Raw genomic sequence first — 16768 nt, forward strand, 5'->3', positions numbered from 1 at the left:
TAAATTACCTTATATAATATTTCTAAATTGCTCTCTCATTTTTTCAATCTCACTTTTTAAAATAATAGTATGTTCTGTGATTTCAAAATCAGAAGATTTCGACGCAATCGTATTTACTTCTCTATTCATTTCTTGACCAATAAAATCTAATTCTTTTGATGTTTCTGGACGCTTACCCAACAAAATATCTTGCATAACACGAATATGATTATCTAAACGAACAATTTCTTCATTAATAGCAGTACGAGAAGCGAATATTTCTAGCTCTATACTCAAGCGTTCATCTGTTGGTTTTACAGTAGTAATTTCAAGAACTCTTTCCCTAAGATTTGTTTTGTATTTATTTAATACTTGTGGATATTTAGTCTTAACAAAGTCTAATGATTTAACCATAATATCAAGAGAATTTTGGATATCATCAATAGTACTTTTTCCTTCATCAATCATCATGGGCAACATTTGATCAATTAATTTTTCAAAATATTCTAATAATATTTTTAAAGTAGCATCATCTACATCGCTAGTATCCGTATTCAAGACTTGAGGAAAAGATAAAATATCTTTTAAAGAAATATTATCCAAAATATTTAATTCTTCTGCCACTTTACGACTTGCATCTAAATAAGATTTTGCTAAAACCATATTAATTGACAATCCTGAAGATTGTAATTCTTTTTCATTAATTCTAAGATTAAAATCAATTTTTCCTCTATTTAATTTATGAGAAGCTATTTTTCGAGTTTCCATTTCTAATGCAGCGTAGCGTGATGGTGTTTTAATACGAAACTCAAAAAATCTTGAATTAACACTTTTAATTTCCATTTCAACATCTAAAAAATCTGTTGAAAAGCGAAGTGTTGATTTTCCTGTCATTCCACGAATCATAAAACATCCTTTTTATTCATCATCAACTAATTCTTTAGAAAAAAGCGAGTTTGTATTTGTTAATGAGTCTTCTTTCATTGCGTGTAAAATAATTTGTGCAACATTTTGTTCTGCTTCTTTTTTGGTACGACCTTTTGCTGACGCCTCAAACTTCATAACCTTACCCTTTATTGTAAATATTTTACCATGGTCCGGTCCTTCTGTATCAATCATTTCGTAAGATGGGTATTGTTTATAGACTTTCATAGTTACTTTTTGTAATTTTGTTTTGAAATCTTTAAGACCGTCTGTTAAAAGACATTCTATTTTAGGATTTAATAAATTTTCTAAAAAATCTTTGCATTTTTTAAATCCATTCTGCAAATAAATAACTGCCACTGTCGATTCAAATAAATCACAAAGTACTTTCTCCTGAGCTCTTTTATCAGCTAGACGCTCACCATGACCTAATTTTACAATATCTAATAATCCCAATTCTCGCCCTAGAACTGCTAATGTATTTTCATTAGCTAAACTAGATTTCATCATGGACATTTTTCCTTCTGAAAGCTCTATGTATCTTTTAAATAAAATATCTGCAAGACAAAGACCCAAAACAGAATCACCTAGAAATTCCAATCTTTCATAAGATAGGCCATTCATCGTATCCATATATGAAATATGAGTTAAGGCTAAATCCCATAACTCGAAATTAGATATAGGAATATTGTATTTTTGAGCATGATTTTTTAATATTTTTTTTCTATCTTCAGTAATTTCTACTGTATTATATTTTTTTGAATGCCAAAGAAACATTATGCCCACCAAATCCAAAAGAATTACTTAATACTATATTAAGATCTTTTTGTATTGCTTTATTTGCTGTATAATTCAAATCACATTCAGGATCTTGATTGTCTATATTAATTGTTGGATGAATAGTATTCTGCTCCATCATTTTTAAAATAGCTATCGCCTCTAAAGCTCCTGCAGCACCCAATGGATGTCCCATCATAGACTTCGTTGAATTACAATTAGTTTTATAAGCTACATCACCAAGAGCAAACTTAACTGCTTTTGTTTCAGCAATATCACCTAAAGGTGTTGATGTTCCATGCATATTCACAAGATCAACATCTTCTGGAGAAATATTACCATTTTTCATTGCTATTTTCATTGCCATACCAGCACCCTCACCATCAGGATGTGGAGCTGTAATATGATATGCATCTGCTGTAGCACCGTAAGATAATAATTCACCATAAATATGTACACCACGCTTTTTTGCATGTTCATATTCTTCTAGTACAAGAATACCAGCACCTTCACCCATTACAAAACCATCTCTATCTTTATCAAAAGGACGAGAAGCTTTTTGAGGATCATCATTATAATGTGTAGATAATGCTCTTGCTTGAATAAATCCAGCAAGACCAAGAGTAGTTAAGGTACATTCTGTTCCGCCTGTAATCATAATATCAGCTTCATTTAAACGAATATGATTAAATCCAGAAACCATAGTATGAGGACCTGTTGCACAAGCTGATGTAACAGCATAATTAGGCCCTCTAAAACCATAAAGCATCGCACCGTAACCAGATACAATATCTAAAATAGATGCAGGTACAAACATTGGAGAAACTCTACGAGGTCCTTTTTCAACAATAATAGTAGCGTTATCTTGTAATGTTTGTAAACCACCTATACCAGAACCCACAATAACACCAACTCGATAGGGATCAATACCATTTAAATGTTCTAGATTAGCATCTTTGACTGCCTGTGTAATAGCGGCTACTCCATATTGTGCATAACGATCCATACGAGATGCTAATTTTTTATCCATATAATCTTCACAATTAAAGTTTTTAATTTCACCTGCTATTTTGACTGCTAGTTCTGAAGTATCTAAGCGTTCAATTTTTGAAATACCACTAGTACCATTTTTTAAATTATTCCAAAATAATTCTAAGTTATTTCCTAAAGGGGAAATCACACCTACACCTGTAATTACAACTCTACGACTCACAGTATCCTCCATTTTCTATTTAATTAAATTTGTTTTTACTTACATTACCATTCCACCATCGACAACGATGGTTTGACCATTAATATAAGAAGCATCATCTGAAGCAAGAAACGCTACTACTGATGCTACCTCTGATGTTTCAGCCATTCTTTTCATTGGTATTGCTGATAATATTTTTATTTTTTCATTTTCTGGAATAATATCTGTCATAGCTGTATGAATAAATCCTGGTGCAATAGCATTAACATTTACCCCTCTTCCAGCAAGTTCCTTTGCTGTAGATTTGGTAAGAGCTATAATCCCAGCTTTTGCTGCAGCATAGTTAGCTTGTCCAACATTACCTGTCAATCCAACTACTGATGTCATATTAATAATTTTCCCAGCACGCTGCTTCATCATTATAGGATAAACAGCTTTAACACCATTGAAAACACCTTTTAAATGAATATCTACAATCATATCAAAATCTTCTGGAGACATACGAAGAATCAAATTATCTTTTGTTATTCCTGCATTATTTACTAAGATATCAACAGATCCCCACTCTTCATTAATTTTATTAATCATTCCTTTTATTTCCGTATAAGAAGTTACATCTGCTTGTATAGCTTTGACTTTTACACCATATTTTTCTGATAATTCCTTTATCAAAGGAGTATCCTCTTTAATAGAAATAGAATTTAAAACAATATTTGCTCCTTCAGAAGCAAGTCTTTCAGCAACTGCAAGTCCTATTCCTCTAGATGATCCCGTAATAATTGCATTTTTCCCTGCGATACCCTTCATGAAAACCTCATTTTTTATATATATTATTTTTATAATCAAAATATTTCTTATAAAATTCAACTACTGGATTAGGAATAATAAAATCATAACTACCATCAAAACCTTCTAAATAAAAATACACTTCTTTATTAAAGATAAAAATATCCTGTATTTGTCTCATATCACTATTTGATAAAAATTTGACTAAGTCTAGTTGTTTGTCACCTGTTTTTAAAACATTTAAATACACTTGTCTTTTATTAAAATAAAAGCTTGATCGCCAAATTTGTTTGTTATCTAATCCTAAAATAGTTAAATCAATTTGTTGATCCAATCCATCAAAAGGTGTGATCATTTTTTTGGTATTTATTCTAATAAATATTTCTGTATAAGAGTTTGGTATAATAACATTCTTATATCGCTGAAAAGAAAAATTTAGATGAAAAGTACCATTTTGATCTTGAAAATACAAAATATTAGTTTTTAATGTTATTAGTTCTGTTTGTTTCATTTTATCAATTTTTCTTTCAAATCCTTGCGATGGATCTGTCAAGTATTTTTCGTAATTAGTGTAAATTGTAGCATGCATTGTTTGAAATTGAAAAAGAAAAAAGAAGAAGAAAATATTATTTAAGATATTGATCATAATTACGCATTATAGGATACTCCGTACTTGTATCAATAGCAAATTTACCTTTAACATATAAATCCAACAAATCACTTGCTGCATTTTTAAAATAAGGAGACAATTCAAATTCTACCGTTCGTGTAGATCCTTTAATAATATATTTTACATTGGTATTATTTTTAAAAACATTATATAGAGCTCTAACATCTTTTTTAGTTATTTCTATCTGATAGCCTAAATACCAAACATTTTTATCATAGGATTGATATCTTTTTTTTCCATCTAAACCAAATTCTTTGACCCAAATAGAGTTTAGTTGATCTCCAATCAACATAATAGTAAATCTTTCTACTGGATCTGCTGGATCAAAATCATCTTTATATATTTTTGAATTATTTTCTAGAGTTTCATTGTAATTTTTTACAGCTTCATTATAATTTGATTTGATTTTTTCAAAATATATTAAAAACTCTAATTCTTTTGGTGATAGAAATTTCTTTGCTGGTTCTGTATTAGTATATTTTAAACTAGGAAATTTTGGTAATTCTGCAGCAAGCGGATTTTTATCAGACCATAATTGAGCAACAACTGTTGGATTTATAAAAGATGAGTTATACGAAATCGTATTTTCATATTCATATTCGTTTGAATTCCCATACTCGTTTAAAACCCCATACTCATTCTCATACTCTTCAACAAGTTCACCATCTTCATTCAACTCAATATCTTCATTCAACTCAACATCTTCTGTGGTAGAATATTCTTCATCATAATATTCTTCTTCTAAATAAGTATCTTGAAATGATCGAAATTGTAATAATGCCTCTTGATAAGCGGCATGGTTCTCAGCATAATTAGATAATACTAAGCTAGTATCTTCTCTAATTTTTTTGTACATATCAAAAGAAGATAGTGGAAATTCTGTAATCAAACGACCGTCCACCATTCCTAAAACTTGATCATCACGCAAGGTGTATTTATTGTGATAAAACATAGCAATATTCAGATTCATTTCTTGATTAGGTACTGATCCTTTCAAACCAGTTAATATAGGATTAATTTGCAATCCTACATATTTTTCACCAACAAAAGGTTGTAAATTAATATTATTAAATGTAGTTTGTGAAAAAATTATACTAGAAACAAATATATTTATTAGTAGTGTTCGGCGCATTTTATATCCTTTTTTGTATCTTTTAAAATTGTAGTAATGTAGCACCCCATGTAAATCCACCACCTAAAGCAGGTGAAACTACCAATTGTCCTTTAGTAATAATTCCTAATTTCATTGCATCAACCAAAGCTAATGGAATCGTGACACTACTTGTGTTACCATAATTTTGAACATTCATAAAAGGCTCTATACCCAATCTTTCAGCAACAGCAACCATAATACGAGCATTCGCTTGATGAGGAATTAAAAGATCTACATCATCCAAACTTTTATTTGATTTCGCACATATTTTTCTTACTTGTTCATCCATAATACGAACAGCTAATTTGAAAACACTTGTACCATCCATTTTAACAAAATGTTTTCCATTTTCTTGTTGTTTTGTTCTCAATAATTCACTATACACACCATCTCCACCAATATTAGTGTTAAGAATAGTACAAGTAGTTGGATTCTCTTCAACAACAAATGCTGCAGCAGCATCTCCAAACAAAATACATGTATTTCTATCTGACCAATCAACAATATCACTAAATTTTTCAGAACAAACACATAATATTTTTTTTGCTAATCCTGATTTTACAAAAGATTCTGCAATTGCTAGTAAATAAACAAAACCAGCACAAGCTGGACCTATATCAAAAGTAGGTATATTAGGTATTTTCAATTCTTTTTGTATTAATGTCGCTATCGACGGAAATTTTTGTTCATTTGTTACTGTGGAACATATAATAAAATCAATATCTTGAATATTTAAATCTGATTTGATAATAAGATCATTTATAGAAGCTACCGCCATATCAACCGTAGTTTCATCTTTGCGTGCAATATGTCTCTGTTTGATACCTGTTCTAGTAGAAATCCATTCATCATTAGTAGCAACTATTTTAGAAAGATCATCATTGGTAACTATTTTTTCTGGTAAATATATTCCTATATTTGAAATACCTATTTTCAAATTAAGCCCCTTTTTCAAAATCATATCTCTATTAATTTATCAAAAAAATTTAAGTATCAAACAAATTTAAGAAAATTATTCTATATGAATTAAATTTTCTTCAATTTTATTATTTAATTCTTCTATAACATTATTTTCTATTGTTCTAACACAAGCATCAATAGCATTTTTAAAAGCCAAGGATCCTGAAGAACCATGCCCTATCATTACTACACCTTGAACACCCAATAAAGGAGCTCCTCCAAAATATTCAGGATCAAGTGCATCTTTTACTTTTTGAAAAGCTGGTTTTGCCAACAAAGCACCAAAGAGACTAAATAAACTAGATTTAAAAGCATATTTTAACATCTGAGAAAATCCTGATGCAGTACCTTCAATAGTTTTAAGAACAATATTACCTAAAAATCCATCACAGACAATCACATTTGCCTTGCCCTTGAAGAACTCTTTACCCTCTATATTTCCTATAAAATTTAAAAAATTACAATGTTTCATAGCTTGGTAAGTCGCTCTTGCTAATTTAGAACCTTTATATTCTTCAGCACCAATATTTAAGAGAGCAACTTTTGGAGTAGAAACATTGACCATCCGTTCATAATAAATTTGACCCATTAAACCAAATTTTAGAAGATCTTCTACGGTTGTTTCTGAACTAGCTCCAATATCTAAAATCATTGGTGGTGCACTGTGTATACCTTTCGAAATAAAAGTTGCTAAAGCTGGTTTTTTAATTCCTCGTAAACGACGTAAAATCAAAGAAGCCCCAACAACAATAGCTCCTGTATTACCAGGAGAGAAAAAAGCATCAAGTTCACCTCTTTTGTGAGCTTCTAAACCAACAACAATACTTGAATCTGGTTTCATTTTGATTGCAGACAGAGGTTCATCAAACATTGTAATAATACTACCTGCATGCATGATAGAAATATTATCAGGCATAATTATTTTAGATTTCTCACACACATCATCTAAAATTTTTTGTAATTTTGTTTTATTGCCTATCATGACTACTTCAGCTTGTGGATGTAGTAAAGCACCGTCAATACTACCTTTCACTAACAAATGAGAATCTTTTTCTCCACTAGCTATATCTACACCTATACGCATAAAACCCACTTTAAATAACAAATTTACAAAAAAGACGAAGAGTTATAATAAAAACTCTTCGTCTATAATTACATATGAACATTATTGATTCACGAAAGAATCTCTTTAAAAGAGAGAGCTTAAGCCTCTTCCACACCAGCAAAAACTTTTCTACCTTTGTAAGTACCACATGATGAACAAACTCTATGTGGCAACTTTTGGGCTCCACAAGAATCACATGTAGACAAATTTATAGCATCCATCTTATAATAACTATTAGCACGACGGATACGTGAATGACATTTTGATGTCTTTTTCTTTGGTACACCCATTAGTTGACTCCTTTAAAAATAAAAACATAGAGCTTTATATCTACTATTATAACACAAAAAGAATTCATTTGTCAATCAACAAAGATAATATTTATTTTATTTTGACTAAAACATACTATATAAGTATTTTTTATCTGTATATGTATCTTAAAAAATTATTATAAAAGGAATTATTATGAAAAAAATATTACACATGAACTTGATTTACAAATCATTATTAAAAGAACTATTACTAATCATTTTAGCTTTTGTAATAATTTCTTGCTCCTTACAAGTTGATTCTGATTTTCCTTCTTCCAATAAACCTATTCCTGTTACTCCAGATATGAATTTTACACAAGCAAGATTCAAAACAAATTTCTCTGGGAATTATAATATTAATAAAGATGCTGTATTAGAAATTGGTATCTATAACATAAAATTTAGTGACGGTTATATCATAGAAACATCAAAACTTGCAGATAATTTTTTTGTTTTTAATATCATATACACTAATAATATTCTAACAAAAGGGATAAAAAAAATATTTTTTACTAATGGAATATGGGATGGAGTAGGTAATTATCAAAGTTTAGAAATATTAAATTCTGAGAATGGAACCATGCACAATCTCATGTTAACATTAATAGAAGATCCTACTAAAAATTACGCTTGGAGAGAGAAAATAAAAACAGATGGAACCTATATCTACTTTCTTGGAACTAATATCGGAACAAAAAAATAATCTATCTTGATAAATAAATAAAATGAAAACGAATAGCAACTTCTTTTTCATTTTGCAAATCTTTAGGAAGTAATCCAAAGTTTTTGGCATATACAATAGAATTCAAACTGGCATTATCAACAATATCGGAACCATATGAAGAAACAACTTGTGCGTTTAAGATATCACCAGATTGATTCAAGGTATACTCCACTATTACTTCCCCATTCTTTATTAATCCTTGATAATATTGATAAATAGGAAAAAACTCTTTATGATATTTTTCAATTTTCTTTTGCATATTCAAAAAATATTGGGCATAATCTTTAGATTTCGTTGCTAAACTTGTATTACCTGTACTATAAAGATTAATGATAGGCTTCTTATTAATGTCATAAAGTGTAGGTGTTGTTTCACCACCACCTGATGCTGATTTTTGTTTTATTGTTTTCACATCTTTTCGAATGTCAATGCCCACTTCAGTAGTTTCTACTACTTTTTCCTCTATTTTATCCTCACCATTTGTCTCTTCTTGAGGAATATAAGATTCATCTCCACCTTTTCCTTGATCAAGAGCATTATCAAAATTGACAAGATTATATTCTTCTGGCTTCGTTTTATCTTGAGTAAGAGACTGACTAACATTATTTTTATCAGAAATAACAGCTTCTTGAGATTTCAAGGGAGATTCTGTCTTAGTTTCTAAAATGATATTATGGATTCTTTGTTGAGGGTTTTTTGAGGGTTTTTTATCTGTAGACATAGTAGATATAACATTAAAACCCCATAAAGCATACAAATGAGCAGTAAAAGACATCCATATAAAAATAATTAAAAATTTTATATGTTTTTTAGAATTAATATTAGAAAATAATGAATAGGATTTCTTTGCCAAGCTATCTTCCTTGTTTTACTTGATAAAAATTAACATAGTATTTATAATACATTAATCGCATTCGAGGGGAAGTATGAAATTTGTAATTTATATTTTTTTTGCTTATATCCTGATCTCTTACCTTATCAAAAATCATGAGACTATCAATTATAAAAATACTGAATGGTTGGATAATAGTCCAGAAATTATTAAAATTAATTCTACAAAAGCTCAATTTAGTTTTACGGTAACAGAACCTTCCGCTATTTATTGGAGAATATATTCCAATACTAATAATATTCCAGAAATACCAGAAGATCTTACTAACACCAATACGATAAATAATACTGTTACTTTTGGTGGAAACATTACCATAGGCAATGGTGATAGTTATACGAATATGATAGATAATTTGTTACCAAACACTCAGTATTATTTGTATACGATCGCTGTACCTTATATCGGTTCTTTCCCAAAAAAAATAAAAAAATTATTTTTTCAAACATCAAATCAATAATCACACAAAAGATAATCGGAGATATTTATGTTTATTTTGTTAAATTTTTTATTGCTTGTAGTACCGTTATTTGCACAAGAAGAAATATTTATAGTATCAAATCCAGGTCTACAAATAGATCCAAGTACATTAGCAACCAATCTGGAAGTATTACCCCAATCTACGAATATTATCAATTCAAATATAAGTGAACCATCTAAGACTAAAACAAAAGTAGCTCAACATACAAATACTCCCAAATTATTATCAAAACCACCTGTTGGAGAAATTAGTAAAAATTATCAAGCAATAGAGGAATTTTTTTATTTTATTAAAATTGGCGATATAGATTCTGTTGTAGATTACCTTAATCTTGGAATGGATGCTAATATTAGACAAATACTGGATAGAAAAAATGGTACTACAGCTCTTATGTGCTCTATCGCACATAGAAGAGTTTTTATTACGAAATTGTTACTTACTACCTATAAAGCAGATCCTAATTTAGCTTCATATAAATTTAATATTAGTAACATCACTCCTTTAATGCTAGCTGCTCAACAAGGTCCTATAGAAAGTATAAAAACACTTCTCACTAATGGAGCAAAAATTAACGCTCAAACAACAGGGGTCGTAGCTGGTAATTCGGCTTTGATGATAGCTATTCAACAAAATAAATATAATATTGTAAAATTATTAATTGATAACGGTGCTGATGTTAATAATATTTCTGATACTGGTATTACACCTTTAATGATTGTAGCAAAAATAGGAAATATAGATATTATGAACTTATTAATCGCTACTCCACAGATCAACATTCATACGGTGGATAAGGCTGGTCAAAATGCGTTGATATACGGATACATTTCTGGAAATATAGAAATTGTACAATTATTAACAAAATTAGGGGTAACAACTAATTTAACCCCCAAAGAAATAAAATTAATTATTAAACAAAATATTAATACATAATTTTTTATTTATTTAAAAAATTTCCAATATGCATTGTTTTTATTATCTTTTATTAGGATTCTATCTTAAATATATTATTTGTATTATTTATCAAAAAATAATTTAGCTAATACACTAATAGATTCAGGAATAAATTCATGCTCTAATGAATCATTATTATATAAGATATCTCTTATTATAGAAGATGAGATATTCTGTTCTTCAAAATCAATTATATTCCATTGATAATTAGGATCTAATTTGAAACCTTTTCTAGGATAAGTCCATAAAGTAATTAATTGAACAAAATCCTGAACACAATGCCATTTTGAAAAATTAGCAGCTTGATCGGATCCTATAAGCAAATGAATAGTTTTGTGAGGATGTATTTTTTTAATATAATTTATAGTATCTATAGTATATGATACTTCACTCTTATTTAATTCTAAATCTGAAATAACAATGTTGGGGTGATAAAATTCATAAACAAAATTTTGTTCTTCTAGTATTTGTGGGAAAAGTTTTAAATCATTATCTGATAATAAATTAAAGCATGATTTTAACATAAACAATCTTTCTTGATCTGAAAAAAGATGTTTTTTATATGCTAAATTTGTTCCTGTTGGTATAATATAAAATTTATCAATATCAACAAGATTATTAAACATTTGTTTGACTAACATTATATGTCCCTTATGAATAGGATCAAAACTCCCACCAAAAATAACAATATTTTTTTGCATTACGAATCCTTTTGTGTTTATATTTGATTTTATTAGTAATACACTTTAAAATATAACATATAGTTTATTATTTAACAATTGTTATCACACTATAAAAAATTAGAGGTGATTTATGCAATTTATACTTTTATTATCTTTTTTATTAACTATTCTATCCTCATCATATAGTTTAGATATTACATATAATAGTGACAATAATAAAATTCGTGAAACTATCACCACTATTAAAAATGGTATTTCTTATAATTTTAATACAGATAAAAAAACATATCAAATATTAATGTTAACTAATGAGAATCATGCAACCGTTTCTTTTACTAATATTACCAAAAAAGAAACTAATGCTTTTTATATATTTAATGGCAATCTGATCACTATTCAGAAAGGTAAAAGAAAAACTATAGAATTACATAATTTAGAATTGATTCTTTTGCCAGAAGTTCAATTACAAAATTTTATACAAAACAAAGAGCTAACTAATATGCAGTTTATCACCTTTAGATTATCTGATCTTAAACCCTATATTGCTCAGGCACATAAAATTCCTACTATAATTACAAATATCAAAAATATTCCCCATACTATAGTAGAACTGTCTTACGAGAATGTTTCTCCTAAGACAGTTAAATTCATTTATTATTTTAATCCTGATGGTATTGCAAGCAAAAAAGAGGGATATTTTATTGGGGCTAAAAAACCTCAACTAAATTTAATCAAACAATAATAACAGGAATATATATGATAAAAATAATAAAAAACATTGTTATTTGTTTTTGTATTGCACTCCTATCATCTTGTAGTATTGATGAAATCCCTAGACAACCTTTACTTGCAACGCCTCTAGGATTAAAAGTTAAAACAGCTCCTGCTCAAGGTGGTGGAACAGGATTAGCTTTATTTTTTACAGCAAACAACCCTGAAATTTATTTTACAGGATATGCTATTTATGTATCCACTAGAATAGAAGATTTTATATCTTTTGCTGATGCTGGAGAAGTTTTTTTCCCATTAAAACCTACTGATGTACCTGGATCTCAAGCACAATTATTAAAAAATTTTATTACAGCCAATGATGGAAATTTAACAATATATATCGGAGGAGCAATGTCCTTTCCAGAAAGAAGATTTTATCCTCCATCACCAGATTATTTATCCATCACTCCAAATTCATCTCCTGCAGATCCTACATTTACTGTAACTGGTTTCAAAGATTTACCAGATGGTACACCCTTTATATCAGGTACAGTTTATTATTTTGCTGTATATGCATATTCAGCTGTTGATACTTCGTATAGTTTACCATCAAATATTACTACTATAAATTTTCCGTAAAGATACTTATGAAAAAAAAATTAATAATATTTTTTATTTTATTTTTATCTTGTGGACTAGAAATACCCCAGCCTGTTCCTCGATTATATTCTCCAAATGGGGTACAAGTTTATAATTCAATTTTAGGGACAGGGGTTCCTGCAGCAACATTGCGCGTAACTTGGTTTGGACTTAATCCTGAATTAGAATTTTCTGGTTATAATATATATTATACAGATAATATTGCTGATGCAACTGCTTTAAAAGGCACAAAAATTCTTTGTGCTAATTTCAATCCTAAACAAGCATCTTTTGTAGTACGACAACCTTTTAATGTCAGCAGATCATTTTCCTACGATATTAAAAAATTTTACTACGCTGGTCAAGGTCAATTGTTCAGTCAAGGAAAAGAATATTGGTTTTTTGTTACAGCTTTTAATCAAGTAAGAAATCTTGAAAGTCCTCCAAGTATGTGGGCTAGTGTTATTTTTGAAGATAATACTCCTTAATTTTATTTTTTATTTGATTTATAAGTAAATCTTTCTGGAGACACATTAATGTCTTTTTTATCCTCTTTTAATTTTGATGTTTTTAATGATTCTAAAGAAAAAGCTCTAGCATATCCTTTAGGATCATTATTTTTCTCATTAAATAAAATAACTCAAAAAAATAAACATATTTTTATTATTACAGAAGACAATCCTCAAGCAAATAAAGTTTTTGAAAGTTTATCTAGTATATATTCAAATGTTATTTATTTTCCATCTATTGAAGTTATGCCTTATTCTCATGGAATCCCCTCTCTTGATATTCTTACCACAAGAATACAAACTATGTCCCTTCTTCATCAAAACAATCAAGCTTATATTATTGTCTGTGCTTATCAAAGTTTTATTAGAACATTACCACCTCGTTTATCTTTTGAAAAATCTCTTATCAAACTATCAGAACAAACACCATTAGATCTTAACAAGTTTTCACAACAATTAAAAGAATATGGTTATTCTCAAACATCTGCTGTTAGAGAAATTGGTGAATTTTCTATTAAAAATAAACTTATTGATGTATACCCTAGTCATATAGATTCTCCAATTCGTATTATTATAGAAAATAATATTATTGTTCGTATTTCTTTTTTTGATAAAAACACTCAATTAACAACTAATAAAACTAATTATATTGATATCCCCCCTTTAGCTGAATTTATTTTCCCGAAAGATAAAAAAGGATTTGAAGATCCTTTTCATAATACATTAGCACACTCAAACTTTGTTGATTATTATAACACTTTATCATCGATCACTGACTATATCACTGATCGTCAATTTGATATTTTATTTACAGAAAAGCCAGAATTCGCTGACAATAAAATACGAGCTATTTTTACTCGATTGAATGCTAACAAATTATTACTTAGTTCTATAAAAGAAAGTACTAAAAATGCATCTTGTATTTATACACATGATAATAATGGAGATTTATCTCCATTGCTTAAACTTGCTGGAAATTTTTCAGGAGGATTTTCTGGATTTGTTGTTGAATTAGAAAAAATATTGAAAAGCAAAGAAAATGTGTTTGTTTGTTTTTTTTCTGAATATAAAGAAAATGCCCGTCGAATTGCTATTATGCTTCGTCGATTCAAGCCAAAAATTGTTTCACATATTAATGAAATCAATCCTCAAAATCCAGGATTTTATATAATCACACAAAATTGGGAATTTGGATTTTTAGGAGAAGATCTTACAAATAACAGAAATATTCTCTTTATTGGTGAAACAGATATTAGTGGAAAAAAGAAAGTTTTTCGTAAAAGATTACAACAGGCAATCTATTCTAATTTTGAAACAGATATTGAACCAGGTGATGCTGTAGTACATTTGAATTATGGAATTGGAATTTTCAAAGGGATTGAAAGGATCAACACTTTAAATAAAGAAAAAGATTATATCCTTATAGAATATGCAGACAAACAAAAACTATTTGTTCCTCTCGAACAAGCAGATTTGATTGGGCGATATACTGGTGGATTTGAACAAACAAAAACAAAAATAGATTCTCTTTCTAGCAAATCATGGCAAAAGAAAAAAATTAAAGCACAAGAAGATATCGTATTATTTGCTAAACAATTGGTAGAATCACATGCAAAAAGAGTTGTTTTTGAAGGGATAGCTTTTCCTTCAGATACAGAAGAACAAAAACAATTTGAAGATTTATTTAAATATATAGAAACACCTGACCAAATTACAGCTATAGAAGAAATCAAATCTGATATGGAAAGTTTACAACCTATGGATAGACTTCTTTGTGGAGATGTTGGTTTTGGAAAAACTGAGATAGCTCTTCGTGCAGCATTTAAATCTATTTTTTCACATAAACAAGTTGCTTTACTTGCTCCTACCACTATTTTGGCAGAACAACATTATTTAACATGTTTGGATCGTTTTAAGAATTTTCCTATTAAAACGGCTTTAATCACTAGATTTACTAAAAACAATGAACGAAAAGATATTATTCAAAGAATTAAATCTCAAGAAATTGATCTACTTATTGGAACACATGCTGTATTAAACAAAGAAATTTTATTTAAAGAATTAGGCTTATTAATAATTGATGAAGAACATAAATTTGGCGTTGCTCAAAAAGAAAAAATAAAAACAAGATATCCTTATACAGATATTTTATCATTATCTGCAACACCTATACCTAGAACATTGTCTCTTGCATTAGGAAATCTAAGAGCTTTTTCAACTATTCAAACACCTCCTGAATTAAGAACTCCTGTAGAAACAATAGTCTCTGATTTTAAAAATGAATTGGTTGCTGATGCAATTCGCACAGAATTAGAAAGAGATGGACAAGTGTATTTTATTAATAATAGAATAAAAGAATTAGATAAATTTGCAAATCTTATTACAGAACTAGTACCCGAAGCATCTATTGTAGTTGCTCATGGTCAAATGGAAGAAGATGAATTAGAAAACGCATTTTTAGGATTTATGCGAGGTTATTATAATGTTCTTGTTTCCACAACTATTGTAGAAAGCGGTCTTGATATTGCTAATGCTAATACAATTATTATAAGTGATTCTCAAAGATTAGGTCTTTCACAACTTTATCAACTAAAAGGTCGTGTCGGACGATCTACTAAACAAGCCTATGCTTATTTTTTATTTCCAGAACATAAAAATATTACAGAACAAGCAACAAAAAGATTGGATGCCTTATCTGAATATACAGAATTAGGAGCTGGTTTTCAAATTGCTAAGCGTGATATGGAAATAAGAGGTGCTGGAAATATTATAGGATCTCAACAACATGGCCATTTAATAGCAATAGGTTATGATATGTATATGAGACTTTTAAAAGAAGAAGTTCAAAAATTACAAGGAAATGAAACAAATTATATTGATACATTAATTGATTTATCTTATGATGCATTTATTCCCGATATATATATCCATGATCCTGCATTAAAAATGGAAGTATATAAAAATATTATATCTTTAAGAAACCAATTAGAAAGTGATAATCTAAAAAAAGAATTACGAGATAGATATGGATCCTTCCCCTATGAAATAGAAACATTATTTGAAATCTCTAAATTAAAATTAGAAGCAAACACTATCGGCATCACCTCTATTACAGAAAAATCAACTCACATAGAAATAGTTTTTTCTAGTAATTCTAAAGCAAATCCTTTAAAAATATTAGAAATTGCAAAAAATGGAGAACATCCTGTTTCATTCAACCCTTACAATCCAAATCAACTTAATTATCAAACATTTGAATCCAATGCTGAACAAAAAGTAAAAAGATTAACAACATTTTTAAGAGATATTCAAGATCATTAA

At 28.7% G+C, this 16768-nt stretch carries 18 protein-coding genes; 7 read left to right on the forward strand and 11 right to left on the reverse strand.

Annotated features, from left to right (window positions below; genetic code table 11):
- Positions 1-9: 9 nt before the first annotated feature.
- The 9 genes from KFW21_05000 to rpmF all read right to left on the reverse strand — a co-directional run bounded on the left by KFW21_05000 (position 10) and on the right by rpmF (position 7836).
- Positions 10-885, reverse strand: a complete 876-nt coding sequence (locus KFW21_05000; GenBank protein MDK2818788.1) for a YicC family protein — start codon at positions 883-885, stop codon at positions 10-12.
- Between the two features lie 12 nt (positions 886-897).
- Entirely contained in the window at positions 898-1680 is a 783-nt protein-coding gene (rnc, locus tag KFW21_05005) for a ribonuclease III (GenBank protein MDK2818789.1), read from the reverse strand.
- Positions 1652-2905, reverse strand: coding sequence for a beta-ketoacyl-ACP synthase II (fabF, locus tag KFW21_05010; GenBank protein ID MDK2818790.1), 1254 nt, complete (start codon positions 2903-2905; stop codon positions 1652-1654). The genes rnc and fabF overlap by 29 nt, the downstream gene beginning before the upstream one ends.
- Positions 2906-2932: 27 nt before the next feature.
- Entirely contained in the window at positions 2933-3679 is a 747-nt protein-coding gene (fabG, locus tag KFW21_05015; GenBank protein ID MDK2818791.1) for a 3-oxoacyl-[acyl-carrier-protein] reductase, read from the reverse strand.
- Between the two features lie 7 nt (positions 3680-3686).
- Positions 3687-4304: a hypothetical protein gene (locus tag KFW21_05020; GenBank protein MDK2818792.1), complete on the reverse strand. Its 618-nt coding sequence runs from the start codon at positions 4302-4304 to the stop codon at positions 3687-3689.
- A complete protein-coding gene (locus KFW21_05025; protein ID MDK2818793.1) occupies positions 4285-5460 on the reverse strand; it encodes a hypothetical protein in 1176 nt (391 codons plus the stop codon). The genes KFW21_05020 and KFW21_05025 overlap by 20 nt, the downstream gene beginning before the upstream one ends.
- A gap of 22 nt (positions 5461-5482) precedes the next feature.
- Positions 5483-6418, reverse strand: coding sequence for a ketoacyl-ACP synthase III (locus KFW21_05030; GenBank protein ID MDK2818794.1), 936 nt, complete (start codon positions 6416-6418; stop codon positions 5483-5485).
- 75 nt (positions 6419-6493) lie between these two features.
- The gene (gene plsX / locus KFW21_05035) at positions 6494-7525 is read right to left on the reverse strand and encodes a phosphate acyltransferase PlsX (GenBank protein MDK2818795.1); all 1032 of its coding nucleotides are present in this window, start codon (positions 7523-7525) and stop codon (positions 6494-6496) included.
- 119 nt (positions 7526-7644) lie between these two features.
- A complete protein-coding gene (gene rpmF, locus KFW21_05040) occupies positions 7645-7836 on the reverse strand; it encodes a 50S ribosomal protein L32 (GenBank protein ID MDK2818796.1) in 192 nt (63 codons plus the stop codon).
- Positions 7837-8011: 175 nt separating this feature from the next.
- Here rpmF and KFW21_05045 point away from each other — a divergent pair, with 175 nt between their 5' ends.
- A complete protein-coding gene (locus KFW21_05045) occupies positions 8012-8560 on the forward strand; it encodes a hypothetical protein (GenBank protein MDK2818797.1) in 549 nt (182 codons plus the stop codon).
- A 1-nt stretch (position 8561) separates the two neighbouring features.
- Here the strand turns inward: KFW21_05045 and KFW21_05050 are convergent, their stop codons facing one another.
- On the reverse strand, positions 8562-9434 hold the full coding sequence (locus KFW21_05050; protein ID MDK2818798.1) for a TonB family protein: 873 nt from the start codon (positions 9432-9434) through the stop codon (positions 8562-8564).
- Between the two features lie 73 nt (positions 9435-9507).
- Between KFW21_05050 and KFW21_05055 the strand changes: the two genes are divergently transcribed.
- Entirely contained in the window at positions 9508-9930 is a 423-nt protein-coding gene (locus KFW21_05055) for a hypothetical protein (protein MDK2818799.1), read from the forward strand.
- 27 nt (positions 9931-9957) lie between these two features.
- On the forward strand, positions 9958-10884 hold the full coding sequence (locus KFW21_05060; GenBank protein MDK2818800.1) for an ankyrin repeat domain-containing protein: 927 nt from the start codon (positions 9958-9960) through the stop codon (positions 10882-10884).
- Positions 10885-10967: 83 nt separating this feature from the next.
- Here KFW21_05060 and KFW21_05065 read toward each other — a convergent pair whose 3' ends face one another.
- Positions 10968-11606 carry a nicotinate-nicotinamide nucleotide adenylyltransferase gene (locus tag KFW21_05065; protein MDK2818801.1) on the reverse strand — a complete coding sequence of 213 codons (639 nt, stop codon included), beginning with the start codon at positions 11604-11606 and terminating at the stop codon, positions 10968-10970.
- A 112-nt stretch (positions 11607-11718) separates the two neighbouring features.
- Between KFW21_05065 and KFW21_05070 the strand changes: the two genes are divergently transcribed.
- The 4 genes from KFW21_05070 to mfd are packed head-to-tail and all read left to right on the forward strand — an operon-like array spanning position 11719 to position 16768.
- The gene (locus KFW21_05070; GenBank protein ID MDK2818802.1) at positions 11719-12330 is read left to right on the forward strand and encodes a hypothetical protein; all 612 of its coding nucleotides are present in this window, start codon (positions 11719-11721) and stop codon (positions 12328-12330) included.
- A 14-nt stretch (positions 12331-12344) separates the two neighbouring features.
- Positions 12345-12938: a hypothetical protein gene (locus tag KFW21_05075; protein MDK2818803.1), complete on the forward strand. Its 594-nt coding sequence runs from the start codon at positions 12345-12347 to the stop codon at positions 12936-12938.
- 8 nt (positions 12939-12946) lie between these two features.
- Positions 12947-13426, forward strand: a complete 480-nt coding sequence (locus tag KFW21_05080) for a hypothetical protein (GenBank protein MDK2818804.1) — start codon at positions 12947-12949, stop codon at positions 13424-13426.
- Between the two features lie 48 nt (positions 13427-13474).
- Complete coding sequence (gene mfd / locus KFW21_05085; GenBank protein MDK2818805.1) at positions 13475-16768, forward strand: transcription-repair coupling factor; 3294 nt, start codon at positions 13475-13477, stop codon at positions 16766-16768.

This window comes from Spirochaetota bacterium, assembly GCA_030154445.1.
Classification (GTDB): Bacteria; Spirochaetota; Brevinematia; order Brevinematales; family Brevinemataceae; genus Brevinema_A.

What these genes read in the sequence shown, in the direction of transcription:
- KFW21_05000 (MDK2818788.1), bottom strand. Translation starts at nt 885, where the DNA reads ATGATTCGTGGAATGACAGGAAAATCAACACTTCGCTTTTCAACAGAT.
- rnc (MDK2818789.1), bottom strand. Translation starts at nt 1,680, where the DNA reads ATGTTTCTTTGGCATTCAAAAAAATATAATACAGTAGAAATTACTGAA.
- fabF (MDK2818790.1), bottom strand. Translation starts at nt 2,905, where the DNA reads ATGGAGGATACTGTGAGTCGTAGAGTTGTAATTACAGGTGTAGGTGTG.
- fabG (MDK2818791.1), bottom strand. Translation starts at nt 3,679, where the DNA reads ATGAAGGGTATCGCAGGGAAAAATGCAATTATTACGGGATCATCTAGA.
- KFW21_05020 (MDK2818792.1), bottom strand. Translation starts at nt 4,304, where the DNA reads ATGATCAATATCTTAAATAATATTTTCTTCTTCTTTTTTCTTTTTCAA.
- KFW21_05025 (MDK2818793.1), bottom strand. Translation starts at nt 5,460, where the DNA reads ATGCGCCGAACACTACTAATAAATATATTTGTTTCTAGTATAATTTTT.
- plsX (MDK2818795.1), bottom strand. Translation starts at nt 7,525, where the DNA reads ATGCGTATAGGTGTAGATATAGCTAGTGGAGAAAAAGATTCTCATTTG.
- rpmF (MDK2818796.1), bottom strand. Translation starts at nt 7,836, where the DNA reads ATGGGTGTACCAAAGAAAAAGACATCAAAATGTCATTCACGTATCCGT.
- KFW21_05045 (MDK2818797.1), top strand. Translation starts at nt 8,012, where the DNA reads ATGAAAAAAATATTACACATGAACTTGATTTACAAATCATTATTAAAA.
- KFW21_05055 (MDK2818799.1), top strand. Translation starts at nt 9,508, where the DNA reads ATGAAATTTGTAATTTATATTTTTTTTGCTTATATCCTGATCTCTTAC.
- KFW21_05060 (MDK2818800.1), top strand. Translation starts at nt 9,958, where the DNA reads ATGTTTATTTTGTTAAATTTTTTATTGCTTGTAGTACCGTTATTTGCA.
- KFW21_05065 (MDK2818801.1), bottom strand. Translation starts at nt 11,606, where the DNA reads ATGCAAAAAAATATTGTTATTTTTGGTGGGAGTTTTGATCCTATTCAT.
- KFW21_05070 (MDK2818802.1), top strand. Translation starts at nt 11,719, where the DNA reads ATGCAATTTATACTTTTATTATCTTTTTTATTAACTATTCTATCCTCA.
- KFW21_05075 (MDK2818803.1), top strand. Translation starts at nt 12,345, where the DNA reads ATGATAAAAATAATAAAAAACATTGTTATTTGTTTTTGTATTGCACTC.
- KFW21_05080 (MDK2818804.1), top strand. Translation starts at nt 12,947, where the DNA reads ATGAAAAAAAAATTAATAATATTTTTTATTTTATTTTTATCTTGTGGA.
- mfd (MDK2818805.1), top strand. Translation starts at nt 13,475, where the DNA reads ATGTCTTTTTTATCCTCTTTTAATTTTGATGTTTTTAATGATTCTAAA.